Raw genomic sequence first — 20,701 nt, 5'->3', positions numbered from 1 at the left:
CCCGGGCGCGAAGGCTTGGCCGCGAAGCGCGTGCGTCACCCGCCGAACGGTGCCTCCAGCCGCGGTTCCCAGCCGCGCTCCGTCAGCGCCACCAGCTGCAGGGCTTCGGCGCGGGCTTCGATCGGCAGCAACAGCCGCACTTCGACGGCGACCCGCTCGAGCGTTTCCGCCGAACCGCCCATCGCGACGGTCAGGTGCGCAGCCGGTCGCGGCCCGAACCGGCCGCCGTACGGCAGCACCTCCGGCCACCGGCCGCAGACCGCATCGGCCACCGCCTGCAGCTCCGGCGCCGCCAAGGCCACGAAACCCGGCGCCACCACCAGCTCCGCCAACCGCACGTCCACCGGCGCGATCCCGGCCGCCAGCGAGCGCACCTCCGCCAGGACCGGGCCGGTCAGCGACGCGTCCGGCAGGAACGGGTACAACGCCGTCACGTGGGCGGGCAAGCCGGGACGGACGAGGGAAGCATCGACCCGCCGCGCCGCAGCCAGCACCGGCTCGGCAGCGGGCAGGAGGATCACGAGCGCGGTGGTTCCTGGCGAAGGCACCCCCGCATCATGGCAGTCACGCGATCACGACGGTCAGGCGACGGCGGCCTCCGGGAACCGCCCCGAGCGGGCCAGCGCCAGGCTGCGACGGCACAGTTCGACCAGCTCCTGGTTGGCGCGGCTGTGCGGGACCGACCCGCACAGCTCGCAGCGGATGTTCACCGCACCGACCAGCTCGTCCACCGCGACCAGGGCCTGGTGGTCGCAACGGCGGCACCACCGGTACCCGATCGCCGGGTTCGTGTGCACCGGTGACGCCACGCAGTCGTGCAGCCAGCGGCGGTGCGTCCGGCACGTCACGCGGTCCGTCGGATCGAGGCCGCCGGCGTCCTCGACGTGGTCTTCCTGCGCCAGCGTGGCCGCCAGCAGCGGTTCCCGCGGCGCGGCCGGCCTGTCCTCCAGGCTCGGGGTGGCCCACGCGTGGTGGTCGCCGCATCGGCACTTCTCGGTCATGTCGCCCCCAGTGGTCGGGTCGTTCGTTGCGTCGAGTGTGAGCGCGGCAACAGAACGTCGACAACCGTGAAAACGCGCAGTTTCGACCGGCGGCACGTCACCCGCGGTAGGCGGATGAGCGGACTTCGGCGCGCAGGTATGCGAACATATGTTCTATGACCGACGAGGGGCCCATCCTGCACGCCGACCTCGATTCGTTCTACGCCTCGGTCGAACAGCGGGACGACCCGTCGCTCAAGGGGCGGCCGGTGATCGTCGGCGGCGGGGTCGTGCTCGCCGCGAGTTACGAGGCCAAGGCCTACGGCGTGCGCACCGCGATGGGCGGCGCGCAGGCCCGGCGGCTGTGCCCGCACGCGGTCGTCGTGCGCCCGCGGATGTCGGCCTACCTGGCCGCCAGCCGGGCGGTGTTCGAGGTCTTCCACGACACGACGCCGTGGGTGGAAGGCATCTCGATCGACGAGGCGTTCCTGGACGTCGGAGGGTTGACCAGGATCGGCGGGCGGCCGAGCCGCATCGCCGAACGGCTGCGGGCGGCCGTCGCGGAGCGGGCCGGGCTGCCGATCACCGTCGGGGTGGCGCGCACCAAGTTCCTCGCCAAGGTCGCCAGCCGCGTCGCCAAGCCCGACGGCCTGCTCGTCGTCCCGCACGACGGCGAGCTCGCGTTCCTGCACCCGCTGCCGGTCTCGGCGCTCTGGGGCGTCGGCAAGGTCACCGCCGAGAAGCTGCGGGCGCGCGGGATCACGACCGTCGGGCAGCTGGCCGCCGCCGAGCACGTCGACCTCGTCGGCCTGCTCGGCCGGGGCGCCGGGGCGCACCTGCACGACCTGGCGCACAACGAAGACCCGCGCCGCGTGGAGATCGGCACGCGGCGGCGTTCGATCGGCGCCCAGCGGGCCCTCGGCCGCGGCAGGCGGACGCCGGCCGAGCTCGACGTCGTGCTGGTGGCCCTGATCGACCGGATCGCCCGCCGGCTGCGCGCCGCCCGCCGCGTGTGCCGGACCGTGACGATCCGGCTGCGCTTCGCCGACTTCTCCCGCGCCACCCGCTCGCACACGCTGACGGACCCGACGGCGGGCACCGGCGTGCTGCTCGCCGCGGCCCGGGAACTGCTCGTCGCCGCCCTGCCGCTGATCGCCGACCGCGGCATCACCCTGCTGGGCGCGTCCCTGTCCAACCTGGCCGACGACAACCCGTTCCAGCCCGCGCTGCCGTTCGAGCGGCAGCGTGCGAGTGAGCTGGACACGGCGTTGGATGCGGTGCGGGATCGGTTCGGGCGGGCTGCGGTCACCCGGGCGGTGTTGCTCGGTCGTCCGGATGATCTCGAGATGCCGATGTTGCCCGACTGAGCGGGTAAGCCGGTCGGTGTGGAAGGCGCGCGTGCGCCAGGGCAGCTGGTCGAGGGCGACCGGTCCCAGCCCGCGCTGCCGTTCGAGTGGCAGCGTGCGAGTGAGTTGGACACGGCGTTGGATGCGGTGCGGGATCGGTTCGGGAGGGCTGCGGTGACTCGGGCGGTGTTGCTCGGTCGTCCGGATGATCTCGAGATGCCGATGTTGCCTGACTGAGCGGGTAACCCGGTCACTTCGGCAGGCGCGCGTGCGCCAGTGCGGAAAGTGCGGCGGGCCGCAGTGCGTCGGTGCGCTGCCACAGCCGCGCGGGGATGCTCTGCCGCTGTCCGGCCTGTTCGACGACTTCGAAACCGGCGTCGTGCAGGAGGGTGGCCAGTGCGGTGGGGGACAGGAACGTGCGCCACGGCTCTCCGCGCCCGGCGGTCACCGGTCCGACCGCTTCGACGTAGCCGTTCCCGGCCGCGTCGCGCAGTTCCGGGGGCAGCAGGTGGTCGGCCACGATTTCCGAACCGGATGCGAATCCGCCGAGCTCACGCAAAACCGCGGCAATCGCCGCCGGGGTCAGGTACATGGTGACACCGAGCCAGCTGGCGAACACGGGGCGAACCGGGTCCAGTCCACTCTGGACGAGCCGTTCCCGCAGCGGTTCGGCTTCGAAGTCGACCGGGACGAAGGTGACCGACACCGGTTCGGCGACGCCGGCGCGGGCCAGCAGTTCCCGTTTGGCGGCCTGGGTCGCCGGGTGGTCGACCTCGAACACGCGGAATCGTCGCGAGGAGGTCCGATACGCGAACGAATCGAGGCCGGCGCCGAGAATCAGATACTGGTCTATACCGGAATTGCGGCGCATCAGGCGCGTCTCGGTGAACCGGCTCCGGCACACCGCTTCGGCACGTGCTCCGGCCAGGATCGGATGGGTACCGTGGAGCCGATGGTAAGCCAGGAGTTCGTCGGCGCGGTCGCCGAGGAGGCGAGCGGCGAGGGTATCGGAGAAGACGAACGGCTCGGCGTCGACGAGCAAATGTGCCGCGCGCGCGGCGGCCGCCAGGAAGGCGGTCTGACTGGTGTGAGGTGCATTACCGGGAAAGTCGGCTCGGGTCATGTCGCCACGGTACCGATTGGATTTCGAGCATATCACAAAATTGAATCTTCTTCAACAGTGCGAGCATTTCGGCTCGGTTGCGGTCACCCTGGACGCGGGCGAGCCGCTCGCCCGAGCGGCCATTGTGGACGCTTCAGGGTGTCGCGCGTGCCGGGCATGATTCGACAGGTTAGGGTCTGTCCGACCGTGTTCTGGAGAAGATGAGGAACGACGAATCATGGCGCAACGGGTGCAGGTCCAGATGGTGGACGACCTCGACGGCAGCGAGGCTTCGCAGACCGTCCCCTTCAGCCTCGACGGGGTGACGTACGAGATCGACCTGTCCGAGGAGAACGCCTCCGCGCTGCGGGACGAGCTGGCTCGCTACGTCGCCGCCGCGCGGCGCATCGGTGGCCGCAAGGTCCGCCTCGCGACCGGCCAGTCCCTTGGCGGCTCGTCCGGTGCGAGCACCGACCGCGAGCGCAACCGCCAGATCCGCGAGTGGGCCCAGGCGAACGGCTACGAGGTGGCCGAGCGCGGCCGCCTGTCCAGCGAGATCATCGCGGGCTTCGAGGCCGACCAGGCCGCGGCGGCCGAGCCGGCCGACGCCAAGCCGGCGCGCAAGCGAGCGACCCGCAAGAAGGCTTGAAGTCGGCGCCCGCGCCGGCCGGGAGACGCCCGCCGGCGCCACCCGGCCGGCCGGTGGTCGCCCAGGCGACATCAGGTGGCGTTCGGTGTTCCCCCGGTGCCTGACCGTCACGGGTCCGGTGCGAAGTGGACGGCAACGCCGGTTCCGGTGCCGCCGAACGGCTGTCGACCCGCCTTGCGGGCGGTGAAGGGTTGTCGGGAGTGGCTCCGATGGCCAGACTGTCAGTGCTCCGCGCGGCCGGTACCGCGCGGGAGCACCGGTCCGGTGGCCGCCTCCTCCCTCGATGGCCACCGGGCCGCCTCCTTTCCCCGGCGTGACGCCCGGCGGCGCCGCCTCGCGCCCGGCCGAGCCGGGTCTTTCTGACTGTTCCTCCGTCGCCCGCCCGGCGGCCCCTGCGCAGTAGTGGCATCGTGGCCGCGGACCGCGCCTCGTCGACGAGGCGGACGAGGCGGACGCCCTCGAACTACGAGCTGTTGACGCGACCCTCCGCCACGGGCGGCTGCTCCGGGCGATCCTCCCCGGTCCTGCGGTCCGCCGGCCGACGAGGTCCCTCTGCTCCGCCGGCACCCTTGTTCCCGGACAGCTCGGCGATCAACTCCTCCAGTGACCATTGTGGACACCGATCGGTCAAGTTCACTGTGGACGGTGAGCCGGTCCGAGTGTTCGACCATCCACCCGCCCGCGCGAAGGCGCCGCGACTCACTCGAGTCGCGGCGCCTTCGTCGTCCGGGCGTTGACCCCGGCGCAGGTCAGCAGCTATTCTCGATATGCGAAAGAAAAATTCCGGATAGCGAAATTCGAGGTCGCGATGCCTGAAGGTCACTCCCTGCCGTACGTCGCCAACCTGTCGATCCTCTTCAAGGAGGTCCCGCTGCTCGAGCGGGCCGCCGCCGCGCGGGAGGCCGGGTTCACCGACGTCGAGTACTGGTGGCCGTTCGACTCCGCGGTGCCCGCGCGCGAGGACGTGGACGCCTTCGTGCGCAGCCTCGACGGGGTCCGCCTGCGGGGGCTGAACTTCTACGCCGGCGACATGGCCGCGGGGGAGCGGGGCCTGGTGTCGTGGCTCGGCCGCGAGACCGAGTTCGCCGACAGCCTCGTCATCGCCATCGGGATCGCCGAGCGCACCGGCTGCCGCAGCTTCAACGCGCTCTACGGCAACCGGCTCGACGGCGAAGACCCGGCCAAGCAGGACGATCTGGCCCGCGTGCACCTGGACAAGGCCGCCGACGCCGCCGCGCGGATCGGGGCGCAGCTGGTGCTCGAACCGCTCTCCGGCGCGGACCGCTATCCGCTCAAAACCGCCGCGGACGCCGTGGCCGTGCTCGACGACCTCGGGCGCGACAACGTGCGGCTGCTGGCCGACCTCTACCACTTGGCCGTCAACGGCGACGACCTCGACGCACTGGCGAAGCGGCACATCGCCCGGATCGGGCACGTGCAAATCGCCGACGCTCCCGGCCGCCACCAGCCCGGCACCGGCGAGCTGGACATCGAGGGGCACCTGGCGAAGCTGCAGAACGCGGGCTACGCCGGGTTCGTCGGGATCGAGTACGTCCCCGACCCCGACACCGTCACGTCGCTCGCCTGGCTGCCGAAAACCCGAAGGGGACGAGCATGAAACTGGGATTCATCGGACTGGGCGTGATGGGCGCCCCGATGGCCGCGCACCTGGTCGCAGCCGGCCACGACGTCAGCGGCTACGACGTCCACCCGGCCGCGGGGGAGAAGCTGCAGGCCGACGGCGGGCGGGCCGCGACCGGCGTCGCCGACGCGGTGGCCGGAGCCGACGTCGTGATCACGATGCTGCCGGACCACCCGCAGGTCGAGGCGGTCGTGCTGGCCGACGGCGGCGTCCTGGACACCGCCGAGCCCGGCACGCTGCTGATCGACATGAGCACCATCCGCCCGGAGACGTCGATCGCCGTCGCCGAAGCGGCTCGGGACAAGAAGATCCGGGTCCTCGACGCGCCGGTGTCGGGTGGGCAGGCCGGGGCCGAGCAGGCGTCGCTGTCCATCATGGTCGGAGGCGCGCAAGAAGACTTCGCGGCCGCGAAGCCGGTGCTCGACGCGCTCGGCAAGACGATCGTGCACGTCGGCCCGCACGGCGCCGGCCAGGTCGTGAAGGCCGCCAACCAGCTCGTCGTCGGCGGGATCTACGGGCTCGTCGCCGAGGCGATCGTGCTGCTGGAAGCGTCCGGTGTGGACGCCGCCACCGGGCTCGACGTGCTCGCCGGCGGCCTCGCGGGCAGCCGGATCCTCGAGCTCAAGCGCAAGTCCATGGTGGACCGGCAGTTCGCGCCCGGCTTCCGGATCGACCTGCACCACAAGGACATGGGGATCGCGCTGGCCGCCGCCCGGCAGGCCGGCGTCGCGCTCCCGCTCACCGGGCTGGTCGCCCAGCTCGTCGCCGCCGGCCGGGCCATGGGGTACGGCGCCGAAGACCACTCGGCCTTGCTGAAGGTCGCCGAACAGTTGTCGGGCCGCGTCCCGGCGGAGGTGTGACATGCCCAGAATCCCCGCGATGCAGGCGGTCGTCGACGTCCTGGAAAGCGAAGGCGTCGACACCGTCTTCGGCTGCCCCGGCGCTGCCATCCTCCCGCTGTATAACGCCCTGCAAGGCCGGGCCATCGAGCACCTGATCGTCCGCCACGAAGAGGGCGCGACCCACATGGCCGACGGCTGGGCCAGGACGAACGGCAACGTCGGTGTCGCCATCGGCACGTCCGGCCCGGCCGGCACGAACATGATCACCGGGCTCTACACCGCACACGCGGACTCGATCCCGATGATCTGCATCACCGGCCAGGCGGCCACGACCAAGCTGCACCAGGAAGCCTTCCAAGCGGTCGACATCGTCGAGATCGCCAAGCCGGTGACGAAGTGGGCGGTGCAGGTCAAGGAGGCGGCGCAGCTGCCGTGGATCTTCCGCGAGGCGTTCCGGGTCGCCCGCTCGGGCCGTCCCGGCCCTGTCCTCATCGACCTGCCGATCGACGTGCAGAAGCAGGACATCGAGTGGGACTCCTCGATCGACTCGCCGCTGCCGGTGACCCGGGTGACCCCGGCACCCGCGCGGGTCGAGCGGGCCCTCGACCTGCTGCTGGCCGCCGAACGGCCGCTGATCCTGGCCGGCGGCGGGGTGGTCCTCGGCGAGGCGAGCGAGCGGCTGCGGGCCGCGGCCGAGCGCCTCGACGTCCCGGTGCAGGTGACGCTGATGGGCAAGGGGAGCTTCCCCGAGGACCACGAGCTGTTCGCCGGGATGGCCGGCATCCAGACGTCGCAGCGCTGGGCGAACGCGGCCTTCCTGGAGGCCGACCTGGTGCTGGCGCTGGGCGCGCGGTTCGGCGACCGGCACACCGGCGAGCTGTCGGTCTACCGCGGGGACCGGAAGTTCATCCACGTCGACATCGAGCCCACCCAGCTGGGCAAGGTGTTCGGCCCCGACCTCGGGATCGTCTCGGACACGCGGGAGTTCCTCGACGCGCTGCTGGCGGCGCTGGAGAAGCGCTCGGTGCCGCCCCGGCGCGCGTGGGTCGGGCGGATCGGCGAGCTCAAGGAGGCGCTGCCGCGGCGCGACGACTTCGACAGCCTGCCGATCAAGGCGCCGCGGGTCTTCAAGGAGATCAACGAAACCTTCGGCGAGGACACCTACTTCGTCACCGCGATCGGGCTCTACCAGATCTGGTCGGGCCAGTTCCAGAAGGCGCACAAGCCGCGGCACTACCAGGTGTGCGGCCAGGCCGGCCCGCTCGGCTGGGAGATCCCCGCCGCGATCGGCGTCAAGAAGGCGCGGCCCGGCGCCGAGGTAGTCGGCGTGGTCGGCGACTACTCGTTCCAGTTCCTCGTCGAGGAGCTGGCGGTGGCCGCCCAGTACGACGTCGGGTTCGTGCTGATCATGCTGAACAACGAGTACCTCGGCCTGATCCGCCAGGCCGAGACCGGCTACGACATGAACTTCGAAGTCGACATCCACTACGACGCGAACGGCACCGACAACGTCAAGATCATGGAGGCCTACGGCTGCTCCGGCACCCGGGTGCACGAGCCGGGGGAGATCCGGACGTCCCTGGAGTGGGCGCGCAAGGAGGCCGAGCGCACCAGCCGCCCGGTCCTGGTCGAGATCATGATCGAACGCGAAGGCAACGCCGCCATGGGGGCCGCGCTCGACGCCGTCAAGGAGTTCGAACCCGCGTGACACCCGCGTGACCACGGCCGCCGCCCGAGACCTGACCTCGTGCGGCGGCCGTTGCGCGTCCGCGATCGCGCGGTTGTCGGAAAGTACAAACCGGGGCCGTAAATTTACCCGTCTTTCAGGGGTTTTGCCGTGGTCGCGGCCACACCCCAGCGTGTGTACTTCTTCACGAAGCAGCCCCGAAAGGACGTCCACAGTGGAATTCCTCCGACCCGCCTCGCTGGCCGACGCGCTCGCCGCGCGCGCCGCGAACCCCGGTGCGGTCCCGATCGCCGGCGGCACGGACGTGATGGTCGAGCTCAACTTCGACCACCGCCGTCCGGAAGCCCTGCTCGACCTCGGGCGCGTCCCCGAACTGCACGAGCACGGCAGCGACGGCGGCCGGATCCGGATCGGCGCGGCCGTGCCCTACACCCGGATCATCGCGGAGCTGGGTGCCCGGCTGCCCGGGCTGGCGATGGCCGCGCGGACCGTCGGCTCCCCGCAGATCCGCAACCGCGGTTCCGTAGGGGGCAATCTGGGCGCGGCTTCACCCGCCGGCGACTCGCACCCGGCGCTGCTGGCCGCCGACGCCGAGGTCGAAATCGCCTCGGTGCGGGGGACGCGGATCGTCGCGGCGAAGGACTTCTACACCGGCGTGAAGCGGAATGTCCTGGAGCCGGACGAGCTGATCACGGCCGTGCTCGTCGAACCGGCCACGGGACCGCAGCAGTTCAGCAAGATCGGCACCCGCAACGCGATGGTCATCGCGGTCGCGGCCTTCGGGCTGGCGTTGCACCCCGCCGAAAAGCGGGTCGGCACCGGCGTCGGCTCGGCCGCGCCCACCCCACGCCGGGCTTTCGAGGCCGAAGAGTTCCTGGCCGGGGAGCTGGACTGGGAGTCGCCGCGGGCGTTGACCGACTCGGTGAAGCGGCGCTTCGGTGACCTGGTCGCCGGAGCCGCGTCGCCGATCGACGACGTCCGGGGGAGTGCGGCCTACCGCCGTCACGCGCTGGGGGTCATGGCGCGCAGGACGCTGACCTGGGCTTGGACCGAATACTGCGAGGGGAGCGCGAAGTGCGCGTGAACGTCACCGTCAACGGCGAGCACCGCCGGGCGGACAACGTCTGGGAAGGCGAGAGCCTGCTCTACGTGCTGCGCGAGCGGCTCGGCCTGCCGGGCTCGAAGAACGCCTGCGAACAGGGCGAATGCGGCTCCTGCACGGTCTACCTCGACGGCGTCCCGGCGTGCGCGTGCCTGGTCGCGGCCGGGCAGGCCGAAGGCCGCGAGGTCGTCACGGTCGAGGGCCTGGCGTCCGGCGACGACCTCGACCCGGTGCAGGAATCGTTCGTCGAAAAGGGCGCGGTCCAGTGCGGGTTCTGCACGCCCGGCCTGCTGGTCGCGGCGCACGACCTGATCGAGCGCGTCCCGGACCCCAGCGACGTCGAGATCCGCGAGGCCCTCGCCGGCAACCTGTGCCGCTGCACCGGCTACGAGAAGATCCTCGACGCCGTCCGCGACGCGGCCGCGAAGAAGGCCGTCCGATGAGCGCCCCGGCCCGCTCCCCGCAGGAGCTGCACGACACGATCGCCGGCGGCATCGGCGAGAGCCCGTTGCGCCCGGACGGCACGCTCAAGGTCCGCGGCGAATTCGCCTACTCCTCGGACCTGTGGCACGAGGACATGCTGTGGGGCGCCACCCTGCGCAGCCCGCACCCGCACGCCCGGATCGTCCGCCTCGACGTCTCCCGCGCGCTCGCCCAGCCGGGCGTGCACGCCGTGCTGACGCACGAGGACGTCCCCGGCGAGAACGTCTACGGCCTCAAGTACCAGGACACCCCCGCGCTCGCCGACGGCCTGGTCCGCTACCAGGGCGAGCCGATCGCCATCCTGGCCGCCGACCACCCCGAGATCGCGCGGCAGGCGCTGAAGGAGATCGTCGTCGAGTACGACGTCCTCGAGCCGATCACCGACCCCGAGCGGGCCGCGCACGACGACACCCTGCCGAAGCTGCACCCGGGCGGGAACCTGGTCCGCCACCAGCGGATCGTCAAGGGCGACCCGAACGCCACCGCGGACGTCGTCGTCTCCGGCGTGTACGAGATCGGCATGCAGGACCAGGCGTTCCTCGGCCCGGAGTCCGGGCTCGCGGTGCCGGCCGAGGACGGCGGTGTCGACCTCTACCTGGCCACCCAGTGGCTGCACGTCGACCAGCGGCAGACGGCGAAGGCCCTCGGCCTGCCGCTGGAGAAGGTCCGGCTGACGCTGTCCGGCGTCGGTGGTGCCTTCGGCGGCCGCGAGGACCTGTCGATGCAGATCCACTCGTGCCTGCTCGCGCTGCGGACCGGACGTCCGGTGAAGATGAGCTACAACCGAGAAGAGTCGTTCTTCGGGCACGTCCACCGCCACCCGGCGAAGATGTACTACGAGCACGGCGCCACCCGCGACGGCAAGCTCGTCTACGTCCGCGCGAAGCTCTACTTCGACGGTGGCGCGTACGCGTCCAAGACGCCGGTCGTGGTCGGCAACGGCACCACGCTGAGCGTCGGCCCCTACGACGTCCCGAACGCCCACATCGAGGGCTGGGGCGTCTACACCAACAACCCCACCTGCGGCGCGATGCGCGGCCTGGGCGCGGTCCAGCCGACGTACGCCTACGAGTCCCAGATGGACAAGCTGGCGTCCGCTTTGGACATGGACCCGGCGGAACTGCGGATCCGCAACGCCCTGAGCGAAGGGTCCACTGTGGTCACCGGGCAGGTGGTCGACTTCCCGGCGCCGGTCGCCGAGCTGGTGCAGCGGGTCCGGGACCTGCCGCTGCCGCCCGTGCCCGCAGGCGACCGCGACATCCGGGAGCTGCCGGGAGGTGCGTCCAACACCACCCACGGTGAGGGGGTCGTCCGCGGGGTCGGCTACGGCGTGACGATCAAGAACATCTCCTACGCCGAAGGCCTCGACGACTACTCGACCGCCCGCGTCCGCCTGGAGGTGCTCGGCGGCGAGCCGGTGGCGATGGTGCACACCGCCGCGGCCGAGGTCGGCCAGGGGCTGGTGACCCTGCAGCAGCAGATCGCCCGCACCGAGCTGGGCGTGACGCGGGTGAGCGTGCACCCGGCCGACACGAGCGTCGGCGACGCCGGGTCGAGCTCGGCGTCGCGCCAGACGTACGTCACCGGTGGCGCGGTCCGCAACGCGTGCCGCGCGGTCGCCGAAGCCGTCTACGCCCGGCTCGGCGTCACCGCCGAAAGCATGTCCTTGACCGGTGGGAAGGTGGTCGCGGCCGACGGCGAAGTCGTCGCGGACCTGGCCGAACTGCTCGGCGACACCGCGATCGAGGAGACCCGCGAGTTCCACCACCGCCCCACCTTCCCCCTCGACCCGGAGACCGGCCAGGGCGACGCCCACGTGCAGTACGGCTTCTCGGCCCACCGCGCGGTGGTCGACGTCGACCTGGACCTCGGCCTGGTCAAGGTCGTGCAGCTCGACTGCGCCCAGGACGTCGGCAAGGCGATGAACCCCGACGCCGTCGTCGCCCAGATCCAGGGCGGCTCGGCGCAGGGCCTCGGCCTCGCCGTGATGGAGGAGATCCTGGTCCAGGACGGGAAGGTGCGGAACCCGTCGTTCACCGACTACCTCATCCCGACCATCCTCGACATGCCGCCGATGCGCGTCGACGTCCTCGAACGGCCCGACCCGCACGCGCCCTACGGCGTCCGCGGCGTCGGCGAGCCGCCCACGATCTCGGCGACGCCCGCGATCGCCAACGCCATCCGCGCGGCCACCGGCCTCGAGCTGCCGCGCGTCCCGATCCGCCCGAGCACATCACCGGAGTCTGAGATGACCACGTCCCTTTCCGTCGAGCAGCGCTGGCTGGACGAAGCCGTCCGCATCGCCACGCACAACGTCGAGAACGGCGGCGGCCCGTTCGGCGCGCTGATCGTCCGCGACGGCGAGGTCGTCGCCACCGGCGTCAACCGCGTCACGGCGAACCTCGACCCGACCGCGCACGCCGAGGTGGTCGCGATCCGCGCGGCCTGCCAGGAGCTGGGCACGTTCAAGCTGGACGGCTGCGTGCTGGTCTCCAGCTGCGAGCCGTGCCCGATGTGCCTGTCCTCGGCGCTCTGGGCGCGGGTGGACAAGGTCGTCTTCGCCGCCGACCGCGACGACGCGGCCAAGGCCGGCTTCGACGACCGCGCCTTCTACGAACTCTTCGACCGTCCCCGCGAAACGTGGACGGTACCCGTGACGCGACTGTCCGCAACGGACGGTTTCGCCCCCTTCGCGGCTTGGCTCGACAAGAGCGACCGCACCGACTACTGACCCACAAGGCCAGCTGACCGGAGCAAATCGAATCGAACGTCCCGCTCGCCCAGGCACGGCGCTGTGCCTTGGCCTGGCCGAGCACACCCACCGGCAAGGGCAGGACGCATGACCCAGACGGAAGTCCCCACTCCAGTAGTCGACGAAGTACCCGAACAACGCCGTTCTCTGATCGACAAGCTGTTCGAACTGCGCGCCCGCCAGACCACGATCGGCCGTGAAGTCCGCGGCGGCGTCACCACGTTCGTCGCGATGGCCTACATCGTGCTGCTCAACCCGCTCATCCTCGGCGCCTCCGCCGATATCACCGGCGCCCGGCTCTCCGCCGCGCAGGTGACCACCGCGACCGCGCTGGCCGCCGCCGTGATGACCGTCCTCATGGGACTGGTCGGCAACGCGCCCCTCGCACTGGCCGCCGGGCTCGGCATCAACGGGATCGTCGCCTTCCAGATGGCGCCGTCGATGACCTGGCCGCAGGCGTTCGGGCTGGTCGTGCTCGAAGGCGTGTGCATCGTGCTGATGGCCGTCAGCGGGGTCCGCGAGCGGATCATGAACGCCATCCCGCGGCCGCTGAAGATGGCGATCACCGTCGGGATCGGCCTGTACATCGCCCTGGTCGGGCTGGTCAGTGCCGGGTTCGTGACCCGGATGCCGGACTCGGCGCAGACCACCGTCCCGGTGCGGCTCGGGGCGAGCGGGCACCTGCACGGCTGGCCGATCGTCGTGTTCTGCTTCGGGCTGCTGCTGATGATCGTGCTGATGGCCCGCAAGGTGCCGGGCGCGGTGCTGATCAGCATCGGGGTGGCCACGCTGTTCGCGGTCGTGCTGCACGAGGGGTTCGGCGTCGGCGGCTGGGGCCTCACCACCCCGGCGCTGCCGGACCACGTGGTCGCGGCACCGGACTTCGGGCTCCTCGGCCACATCGACCTGTTCGGCGGCTTCGCCTCGGCGGGCGCGCTCGCCGCCACGGTGTTCCTGTTCACCCTGGTGCTGTCCGGCTTCTTCGACGCCATGGGCACGATCACCAGCGTCGCCGACGAAGCCGGCCTGTCGAAGAACGGCAAGGTGCCGCGGATGGGCCGGATCCTGCTGGTCGACGGCGCGGGGGCGATCACCGGCGGCGTCACCGGCTCCTCGCCGAACACCGTGTTCCTGGAATCGGCGGCCGGCGTCGGCGAGGGTGCGCGGACCGGGCTGGCCAGCGTCGTCACCGGCCTGCTGTTCGCCGGGACGCTGCTGTTCACCCCGCTGGCCGGGGTCGTCCCGGCCCAGGCCGCCGCGCCCGCGCTGGTCGTCATCGGCGCGATGATGGTCGCGCAGTGCCGGACCATCCCGTGGCACGACCCCGACTACACGATCCCGGTGTTCCTGACCGCGGCGCTGATCCCGTTCACCTACTCGATCACCAACGGCGTCGGCGCCGGCCTGATCGCGTTCGTGCTGATCAAGTTCGGCCGCGGCAAGTGGCGCGAAGCCGGCTGGCTGCTTTCCCTGCTGGCGCTGGTGTTCGCGGTGTACTTCGCCATCGACGGTGTCGAAGCCCTCTTCCGCTAAGGAGTTCCCGTGGCCCTGATGTTCTTCAACGGCGGCGCCATGCGCGGCGAGCCGCTGCACCACCTGCTCGACGGCTCGCCGTTCGTGGCGGTGGCCGACACCGCCCCGAAGTACCGCTTCTACGCGGTCGGCGACCAGTGCCCGGCGCTGTACCCGGTGTCCCACGGTGGCGCCGCGGTGACCGGCGAGGTCTACGACGTGTCCCTGGACGACCTGCGCGACAAGGTGCTCCCGGCCGAGCCGCACGAGCTGGAGCTGGGCGTGGTGGAGCTGGCCGACGGGAGTTCGGCGTTCGCGATGCTGCTGCGGCGGCCGTACACCTCGCACGTGGCCCTGCGGGACATCACCGAGGTCGGCGACTGGCGGGCGTTCAAGGCGAGCGCGTGAAGGTCCTGGTCGCCCCGGACAAGTTCAAGGGCTCGCTGACCGCGGCGGAGGTGGCGTCGGCGCTCGCGGCCGGCCTGGCCGCCGCCCACCCCGCGGCGGCGGTGACCACGCTCCCGGTGGCCGACGGCGGCGAGGGAACGGTCGACGCCGCCGTCGCCGCCGGGTACTCGCGGGTGCGGGTCCCGGCCCGTGGACCGACGGGGGCGCCGGTGACGGCGTCCTACGGGGTCCGCGGGGACACCGCGATCGTCGAGCTGGCCGAGGCATCCGGGCTGCACCGCCTGCCCGGAGCGCCTGCCCCGCTCGACGCGACCAGTGTGGGAACCGGCGACGTCATCGCCGCGGCCCTGCGGGCGGGCTGCCGCCGGATCGTCCTCGGCGTCGGCGGCAGCGCCGGTACGGACGGCGGCGCCGGGATGCTGACCGCCCTGGGCGCCCGCCTCCTCGACGGCGACGGCCGCGACCTCCCCCGGGCGGTGCGGCGCTCCGGAACCTCGCGGCGCTGGACCTGTCCGGACTGTCCGAAGTGGACATCGAGCTGGCGAGCGACGTGGACAACCCGCTGACCGGTCCCCGCGGCGCGGCGGCCGTCTACGCCCCGCAGAAGGGCGCGTCCCCGGCCGACGTCGAGACGCTGGAAGCGGCGTTGCGCCACTGGGCTTCGATCGCCGGTCCGGAGTTCGCCGACCGCCCGGGCGCGGGAGCGGCCGGGGGAGTGGGCTTCGCGGCGATGGCGGTCCTGGGCGCCCGCGTGCGGCCCGGCATCGAGCTCCTGCTCGACCTCCTCGGCTTCGAGGAGGCACTGGCCGGAGCCGCACTGGTGATCACCGGCGAAGGATCGCTCGACGAGCAGACGTTGTCCGGCAAGGCCCCGGCCGGCGTGGCCCGCGCCGCGGCGGCCCGGGGCATCCCGTGCGTGGCGGTGTCCGGACGCTGCCGGCTTTCGGCGAGCCAGCTCGCGGGCGCGGGCATCTCGGCCGCGTACGCGTTGACGGACCTGGAACCGGACCCGGCACGCTGCATGACCGAGGCGGCGCCCTTGCTCCGCCGGCTGGCTCACCGGGTCGCGGAGGACTACTTCTCGCTGTCGAGGTGAGCCGGCTGGGTCTCGACCCGGGCGGTCGATACCGAACAGTCGCTACCAATGACTTGTTATCATCGAAACCATGGCGACGAAGACGGCGGAGGACAACCGCACCCGCATCCTCGAGGCGGCGGCGGCCCTGCTGGCAGCCGAGGGCCGCGACGGCCTGTCGACCCGTGCGGTGAGCGCGGCGGCGGGTGTCCAGCCGCCGGCGCTGTACCGGCTGTTCGGGGACAAGGACGGCCTCCTGGACGCGGTCGCGGCGTACGGCTTCGACGAGTACCTCAAGAGCAAGCGCGCCATCGCTGACACGAACGACCCGGTCGAGGACCTCCGCAGCGGCTGGGACCTGCACATCGAGTTCGGCTTGGCCCGCCCGGAGTTCTACGTGCTGATGTACGGCGACGCCCGCCCCGGCCGCACGTCGCCGGCGGCGCAGGAGGCGGAGGCGATGCTGCGGGCCAAGGTCGAGCGGGTGGCGGCCGCGGGCCGGCTCCGAGTGGGCGTCGAGCGAGCGGCCCGGCTGTACCACGCGGCCGGAATGGGCGTGGTCCTGACCCAGATCGCGACGCCCGAAGCCGACCGCGACCCCGAACTCTCGGCCACGGCGAGGGAGACGGTGCTGACCCGCATCCTCACCGGTGTCGAGGAGGAGAAGGGGTCGAACCTCCCGCAGCGGGCGATCGCCCTGCGGGCCGGCCTGGACGGCGCAACGGCGCTGACCGCGGCTGAGCGAACCCTCCTGGCCGAGTGGCTGGACCGCATCGCCAACGCCTAGACAGGTCGCCGGCGTGTCGGCGCAGCCGATCTGAATCGATCCAGCCCAATCGGACATTGCTTGTCACCCGGCGAACCCTCAATATGTTGCGACCAACAACATATTGAGACGACAACGACGTCGGAGGACCCCGATGATCAGGTGGAAAGCCGTCCTGGCCGGTACCGGAGCAGGCATCCTGCTGGCCGCAACCCTCCAGGGAACGGCCGAGGCCAGCGGAACGGCCACGGACTGCTGCGGAGGAGGAGCCTCTTGGGCCACCGGCAACAAATCCGCGCTGGGAACATCGACGACCACGGCGAGCCCGGTCTGGTTCACCGTCGCCAACGGCGTCACCTCGGAAGTCTTCTACCCCCGGGCCGACGTCCCCGATATGCAGGACATGCAGTACGTCGTCACGGACGGCTCGACGTTCGTGGACCTGGAGCGGGACGCCACGAACCACGTCGTGACCATGCCCGACGAGAAGGCCCTCCAGTACACGATCACGAACACGGCCAAGAGCGGCAAGTACCGCATCACGACGAACTACGTGACCGACCCGGCCCGGGCGACCCTGGTCACGAACACCCGGTTCCAGTCCCTGGACGGCGGGACCTACCGCCTCTACCTCCTGGCCAACCCCTCGATGGCCGGCGGCGGAGCCAACGACAACGCCTGGTGGGACGGCACCGGACTCGTGGCGAGCGGTACGGAAACCCTCTTCGGCGGAACCGCGACCACGGTCGTCTCGGCCCTGCGGGCCTCGACCGGCTTCACCGCTCACGACAACGGCTACGCCGGCGCGGCCAGCGACTGCCTGGTGGACCTCCGCGCGGACAAGACCCTGAACAACCAGTTCGACAACATCTCCGGAACGGGCAACGTGGTCCAGTGCGGCCAGATCCCGGTCGGGACGGACACGACGTTCACGGTCGCCCTCGGCTACGGTGCCACGGCCGCCGCCGCGAGCTCGGCGGCGAGTGCCTCCCTGAGCAGTGGCTTCAGCGCGGTGTCCGCCTCCTACCGAAGCGGCTGGAACTCCTACGTCGGCAGCCTGAAGCCGGCACCGGCGAGCGTCTCCGGCGACACCCAGCGACGCCGCACCTACTACGTCGCGGCCATGGCCCTGAAGACGGCGGAAGACAAGCAGCACCCGGGAGCGAGCGTGGCGGGCCTGGCCACCCCCTGGGGCGACTTCACCAACGGCGACCACCTCAACGACGGCTACCACCGGGTCTGGGGCCGCGACCTCTACCAGCAGGCCACCGGTCTGCTGGCCGCCGGGGACAGCGCCCAGGCCAAGCGGATGGCGCAGTTCCTCTGGAACTCCCAGTGGATCGGCAGCCCCACGGCCGGTGACGGCACGACGTACCCGGCCGGCTCGTTCCCCCGCTACAGCCCGGTTTCCGGGGTGGCCGGGGCGAGCGCCCAGCAGCTCGGGTGCTGCGAACAGCTGGACCAGGACGCGAACGCCGTCCTCCTGGCCTGGCTGACCGGCCTCACCGACGCCTCGACCTACGCGAAGGTCAAGACGACGGCGAACCACATCGCCGCCACCGGCCCGGACACCACCGAACGCTGGGAAGAGCAGTACGGCAAGTCACCGTCCTCGGTGGCGGCGGAGATCGCCGGGCTGATCGCGGCCGGCGCCATCGCCCGAGCCAACGGGGACACGGCGAGCGCCGCGGCCTGGGAGTCCACAGCGGACTCCTGGCGCAACTCCCTGGCCGGCTGGACCGTGACGACGTCCGGCTACTGGGGCGGCCACACGTACTACGAGCGGCTCGACCGCGCCGGCAACCCCAACGACACGGCCACGATCTGCTTCGACGAAGGCTGCTTCTACGAGCACGACGTCACCGACTTCGGCTTCCTCGACCTGGTCCGCCTCGGCATCCGCCCGGCCGGCGACGCGACGATCGCGAACTCGGTGGCCCCGACGGCGGCCGCGTCCGACGGCAACTCGGCGGTGCAGGTGACCCTCCCGAACGGCGACGTCTACTTCCACCGCTACCCGCACGACAACTACGGCGAGAGCACGGCGAACTGCAGCGGCTGGCCCGCGAACGGCAGTCAGCGCTTCGGCAGGCTGTGGCCGGTGCTGTCGGGGGAGCGCGGGCAGTACGAGCTCGCCAACGGCCGCTCGGCCGCGGTGTACCTCAAGTCCATGGCGGACTCGGTCAACGACGGCTACTTCGTCCCCGAGCAGGTCTGGGACCGGGCGGACGTCGGCTGCTTCGGGCTCGGCCGCCCGACAGGCAGCGCGGGCCCGCTGATGTGGGCCGAAGGCCAGTACCTGCGGCTGGCCCAGAACATCGACGCCGGCCAGAACCTCGACACGCCGTCGATCGTCAAGGCCCGCTACGGCACCTGACCGGCCGGAGGGACGACACGCCCCCTCGTCGTGTCGTCCCTCCAGGCACGCGTGTCGTCCGCCCAGGCACGCGTGTCGTCCGTTCCGTCACCGGACCAGGCGGACGGTTTTCGCCGCGGGGGCGAAGGTCGCCGTCTGGCCGCGGGTGAGGGCGACGGTGTCGGCTTCGAGGCCGTCGCCGAACGCGACCAGGCGGTCGGATTCGACCTCGACCGTCAGCGGCGCCCGCGTCAGTTCCCCTTCGGTGCAGGTGGTCCCGGTCGTCGGCGACGGCCACGCCTCCCGCACGAACCAGACGAGCCGGGCCTCCCCGGGGGCCGGCAGGGCCAGGCCGCTGTGGCGCTCCTGCCACACCGACCCGCACCAGCCGGTGGCCCCGGTGCCCGTCCCGACCAGGATGCCCGAGGACGCCTGGCGTTCCGGCCGCCCGCCACCGACCCCCAGCCGGTAGCGGGCGGTCTGGTGCCCGGCGTGCCCGAGGTAGATCTCGTTCAGCGCGAGCAGCCGCTGGCCGTCGTCGGCGACGAGCTCGGCCATGGTCCGGTGCTCGACGTCCGTCGTCGAGCGGACGAGATCGGCGACGGCCTCGACCGGGTGCTTGACCAGGACCCCGGGCGCGCCGGGCGCGACGCCGATCACCGGCTGGCCGTCGAGGTACTTGGCCACGTTGGCGATCAGGCCGTCCTGCCCGACCACCACGACGACGTCCTCCGGGGTGAAGAGGAACCGGTCGAGGTCCGCGCGTTCGACCTCGCCGCGGCGCCAGTCCAGCGGGATGGCCGCACTGGCCGCGGCGAGAGCGGCGCGCAGGGCCGCGTCCGCCGCGGCGACCTCCGCGAGGTCGCGGCCGCGGGTGCGGAGGAAGAACTCGGCCTGGCCGCGGGTGCCGTGCCGGGCGACCAGCTCGTCGAGCTCGGTGCGGCGGTGCACGAGCACGACCCGCGGGGCGAGGCTCACGAGCGGATGCCCAGCTTCGTCAGCAACGGCGCCAGCAGGTCCGGCGTGAGCACCAGGCTCTCGATCTGCGGCAGGTTGCCGGCCAGTTCCTTCAGCGCCAGCCCGGTCAGCACGCCTTCGGGCAGGTCGCGGTAGGCCGCCAGCCGGGCCGCTTCCCCGGCGGCTTCGGCCTCGCCGAGCGCTCGCCGTCCGTCGGCCTTCACCTGCGTCAACCGCTCTTCGCGGGACGCCTGCGCTTCCGTCTCGATCCGGTTCGCCGCCGCGGCTTCCTCGGCCTGGCGCCGGGCGTTGGCGCCGCGCTGGGCGAGCAGCTGCTCCTCACGCCGGGCCAGCTCGATCTGGTTCTGCAGCTCGTTTTCGCTGATCGCGCGTTCGCGTTCGACGGCGAGCGCGCGCCGTTCGAAGGTCGCGCGGTCGGCTTCCTGCTGCACCTTCTCCCGCGCGGTCGTCTGGAGCGCCTTCTCGACTTCCGGCTCGGCCCGGATCGCGACGACGCGGACGTCGATCACGGCTGAGCCGGTCTGCGCGAGCCGCGTGTCCTCCTCGGCCAGGCCGGCGCGGATCCGGTCGCGGACGGCGCGGACGCCGTCGACGAGCGCGGTGGCCAGCGGCGTGCGGGTGAGCACCTCGACCGCGTACTGCTGGACGTTCTCGGTGAGCAGCCCGCTGATCTGCGCCAGCGGGTCGCTTCGCCAGCGGCCGGTGTCGGGATCGATGGAGAAGTCGATGCGCTGCGCGGCGAGCGCCGGGTCCTCGATCCGGAACGTGAGCGCGAGCTGGACGGTGACGTCCTGGAAGTCGGCCGTGCGGGCGTGGAACAGCAGCGGCAGCTCGCGGTCGTCGACGGGCACCTCCGACACGACCGCGGTCAGCGGCCGGTACCAGAAGGACAGCCCGACGCCGTCGTGCGCGAGCTGCCCGCGGCGGTAGTGGCGGATGTGCACGGTGGGGGCACCGCGCAGGTGCCGGAACCCGAACCGGCGGTCGATGTCAGCCATGGAGCCTCCTCTTATCGTCGGGG

17 protein-coding genes and 2 pseudogenes are annotated in these 20,701 nt (G+C 71.8%); 14 read left to right on the top strand and 5 right to left on the bottom strand.

The window, feature by feature from the left end; translation table 11 throughout:
- Positions 1 to 35: 35 nt before the first annotated feature.
- A complete protein-coding gene (locus HUT10_RS02910; protein ID WP_176169744.1) occupies positions 36 to 548 on the bottom strand; it encodes a 2'-5' RNA ligase family protein in 513 nt (170 codons plus the stop codon).
- A 33-nt stretch (positions 549 to 581) separates the two neighbouring features.
- A complete protein-coding gene (locus tag HUT10_RS02905; RefSeq protein WP_176169743.1) occupies positions 582 to 1,001 on the bottom strand; it encodes a hypothetical protein in 420 nt (139 codons plus the stop codon).
- A 155-nt stretch (positions 1,002 to 1,156) separates the two neighbouring features.
- Here HUT10_RS02905 and dinB point away from each other — a divergent pair, with 155 nt between their 5' ends.
- Positions 1,157 to 2,347 (top strand): DNA polymerase IV, encoded by a 1,191-nt coding sequence (dinB, locus tag HUT10_RS02900; protein WP_176169742.1) that lies wholly within the window; start codon positions 1,157 to 1,159, stop codon positions 2,345 to 2,347.
- A gap of 229 nt (positions 2,348 to 2,576) precedes the next feature.
- Here dinB and HUT10_RS02895 read toward each other — a convergent pair whose 3' ends face one another.
- Complete coding sequence (locus tag HUT10_RS02895; RefSeq protein ID WP_176169741.1) at positions 2,577 to 3,449, bottom strand: class I SAM-dependent methyltransferase; 873 nt, start codon at positions 3,447 to 3,449, stop codon at positions 2,577 to 2,579.
- Between the two features lie 217 nt (positions 3,450 to 3,666).
- On the opposite strand from HUT10_RS02895, the gene HUT10_RS02890 reads away from it, so the two are divergent.
- The 13 genes and pseudogenes from HUT10_RS02890 (at position 3,667) to HUT10_RS02830 (ending at position 18,723) form a co-directional block, all read left to right on the top strand.
- Positions 3,667 to 4,077, top strand: a complete 411-nt coding sequence (locus HUT10_RS02890) for an Lsr2 family protein (RefSeq protein WP_176169740.1) — start codon at positions 3,667 to 3,669, stop codon at positions 4,075 to 4,077.
- An 808-nt stretch (positions 4,078 to 4,885) separates the two neighbouring features.
- Positions 4,886 to 5,695, top strand: coding sequence for a hydroxypyruvate isomerase family protein (locus HUT10_RS02885; protein WP_176169739.1), 810 nt, complete (start codon positions 4,886 to 4,888; stop codon positions 5,693 to 5,695).
- Positions 5,692 to 6,579, top strand: a complete 888-nt coding sequence (locus HUT10_RS02880) for an NAD(P)-dependent oxidoreductase (RefSeq protein ID WP_176169738.1) — start codon at positions 5,692 to 5,694, stop codon at positions 6,577 to 6,579. The genes HUT10_RS02885 and HUT10_RS02880 overlap by 4 nt, the downstream gene beginning before the upstream one ends.
- A gap of 1 nt (position 6,580) precedes the next feature.
- Entirely contained in the window at positions 6,581 to 8,269 is a 1,689-nt protein-coding gene (gcl, locus tag HUT10_RS02875; RefSeq protein WP_176169737.1) for a glyoxylate carboligase, read from the top strand.
- 193 nt (positions 8,270 to 8,462) lie between these two features.
- Positions 8,463 to 9,332: a xanthine dehydrogenase family protein subunit M gene (locus HUT10_RS02870; RefSeq protein WP_176169736.1), complete on the top strand. Its 870-nt coding sequence runs from the start codon at positions 8,463 to 8,465 to the stop codon at positions 9,330 to 9,332.
- Entirely contained in the window at positions 9,323 to 9,793 is a 471-nt protein-coding gene (locus HUT10_RS02865; RefSeq protein WP_176169735.1) for a (2Fe-2S)-binding protein, read from the top strand. Before HUT10_RS02870 ends, HUT10_RS02865 begins: the two co-directional genes overlap by 10 nt.
- Positions 9,790 to 12,060: pseudogene (gene pucD / locus HUT10_RS02860) on the top strand (xanthine dehydrogenase subunit D); the annotation flags it as partial. The gene HUT10_RS02865 and the pseudogene pucD, both read left to right, overlap by 4 nt.
- A 21-nt stretch (positions 12,061 to 12,081) precedes the next feature.
- Positions 12,082 to 12,564 carry a nucleoside deaminase gene (locus tag HUT10_RS02855; RefSeq protein WP_176177638.1) on the top strand — a complete coding sequence of 161 codons (483 nt, stop codon included), beginning with the start codon at positions 12,082 to 12,084 and terminating at the stop codon, positions 12,562 to 12,564.
- Positions 12,565 to 12,672: 108 nt separating this feature from the next.
- Positions 12,673 to 14,118 (top strand): NCS2 family permease, encoded by a 1,446-nt coding sequence (locus HUT10_RS02850; RefSeq protein WP_176169734.1) that lies wholly within the window; start codon positions 12,673 to 12,675, stop codon positions 14,116 to 14,118.
- A gap of 9 nt (positions 14,119 to 14,127) precedes the next feature.
- Positions 14,128 to 14,505 (top strand): gamma-glutamylcyclotransferase, encoded by a 378-nt coding sequence (locus tag HUT10_RS02845; RefSeq protein ID WP_176169733.1) that lies wholly within the window; start codon positions 14,128 to 14,130, stop codon positions 14,503 to 14,505.
- A pseudogene (locus tag HUT10_RS02840) lies at positions 14,502 to 15,601 on the top strand (glycerate kinase). The gene HUT10_RS02845 and the pseudogene HUT10_RS02840 overlap by 4 nt, the downstream one beginning before the upstream one ends.
- Before the next feature lie 70 nt (positions 15,602 to 15,671).
- Complete coding sequence (locus HUT10_RS02835; protein WP_176169732.1) at positions 15,672 to 16,367, top strand: TetR/AcrR family transcriptional regulator; 696 nt, start codon at positions 15,672 to 15,674, stop codon at positions 16,365 to 16,367.
- Between the two features lie 133 nt (positions 16,368 to 16,500).
- Positions 16,501 to 18,723, top strand: a complete 2,223-nt coding sequence (locus HUT10_RS02830) for a glycoside hydrolase family 15 protein (RefSeq protein WP_176169731.1) — start codon at positions 16,501 to 16,503, stop codon at positions 18,721 to 18,723.
- Between the two features lie 87 nt (positions 18,724 to 18,810).
- Here HUT10_RS02830 and HUT10_RS02825 read toward each other — a convergent pair whose 3' ends face one another.
- A complete protein-coding gene (locus HUT10_RS02825; RefSeq protein ID WP_176169730.1) occupies positions 18,811 to 19,680 on the bottom strand; it encodes an NAD(+)/NADH kinase in 870 nt (289 codons plus the stop codon).
- On the bottom strand, positions 19,677 to 20,678 hold the full coding sequence (locus tag HUT10_RS02820; RefSeq protein WP_176169729.1) for an SPFH domain-containing protein: 1,002 nt from the start codon (positions 20,676 to 20,678) through the stop codon (positions 19,677 to 19,679). Before HUT10_RS02820 ends, HUT10_RS02825 begins: the two co-directional genes overlap by 4 nt.
- Positions 20,679 to 20,701: the final 23 nt, after the last annotated feature.

Source organism: Amycolatopsis sp. Hca4 (genome assembly GCF_013364075.1).
Lineage (GTDB): Bacteria > Actinomycetota > Actinomycetes > Mycobacteriales > Pseudonocardiaceae > Amycolatopsis.
Note: the sequence above shows the minus strand (reverse complement) of the source record. Positions and strands in the feature narration are given on the sequence as shown.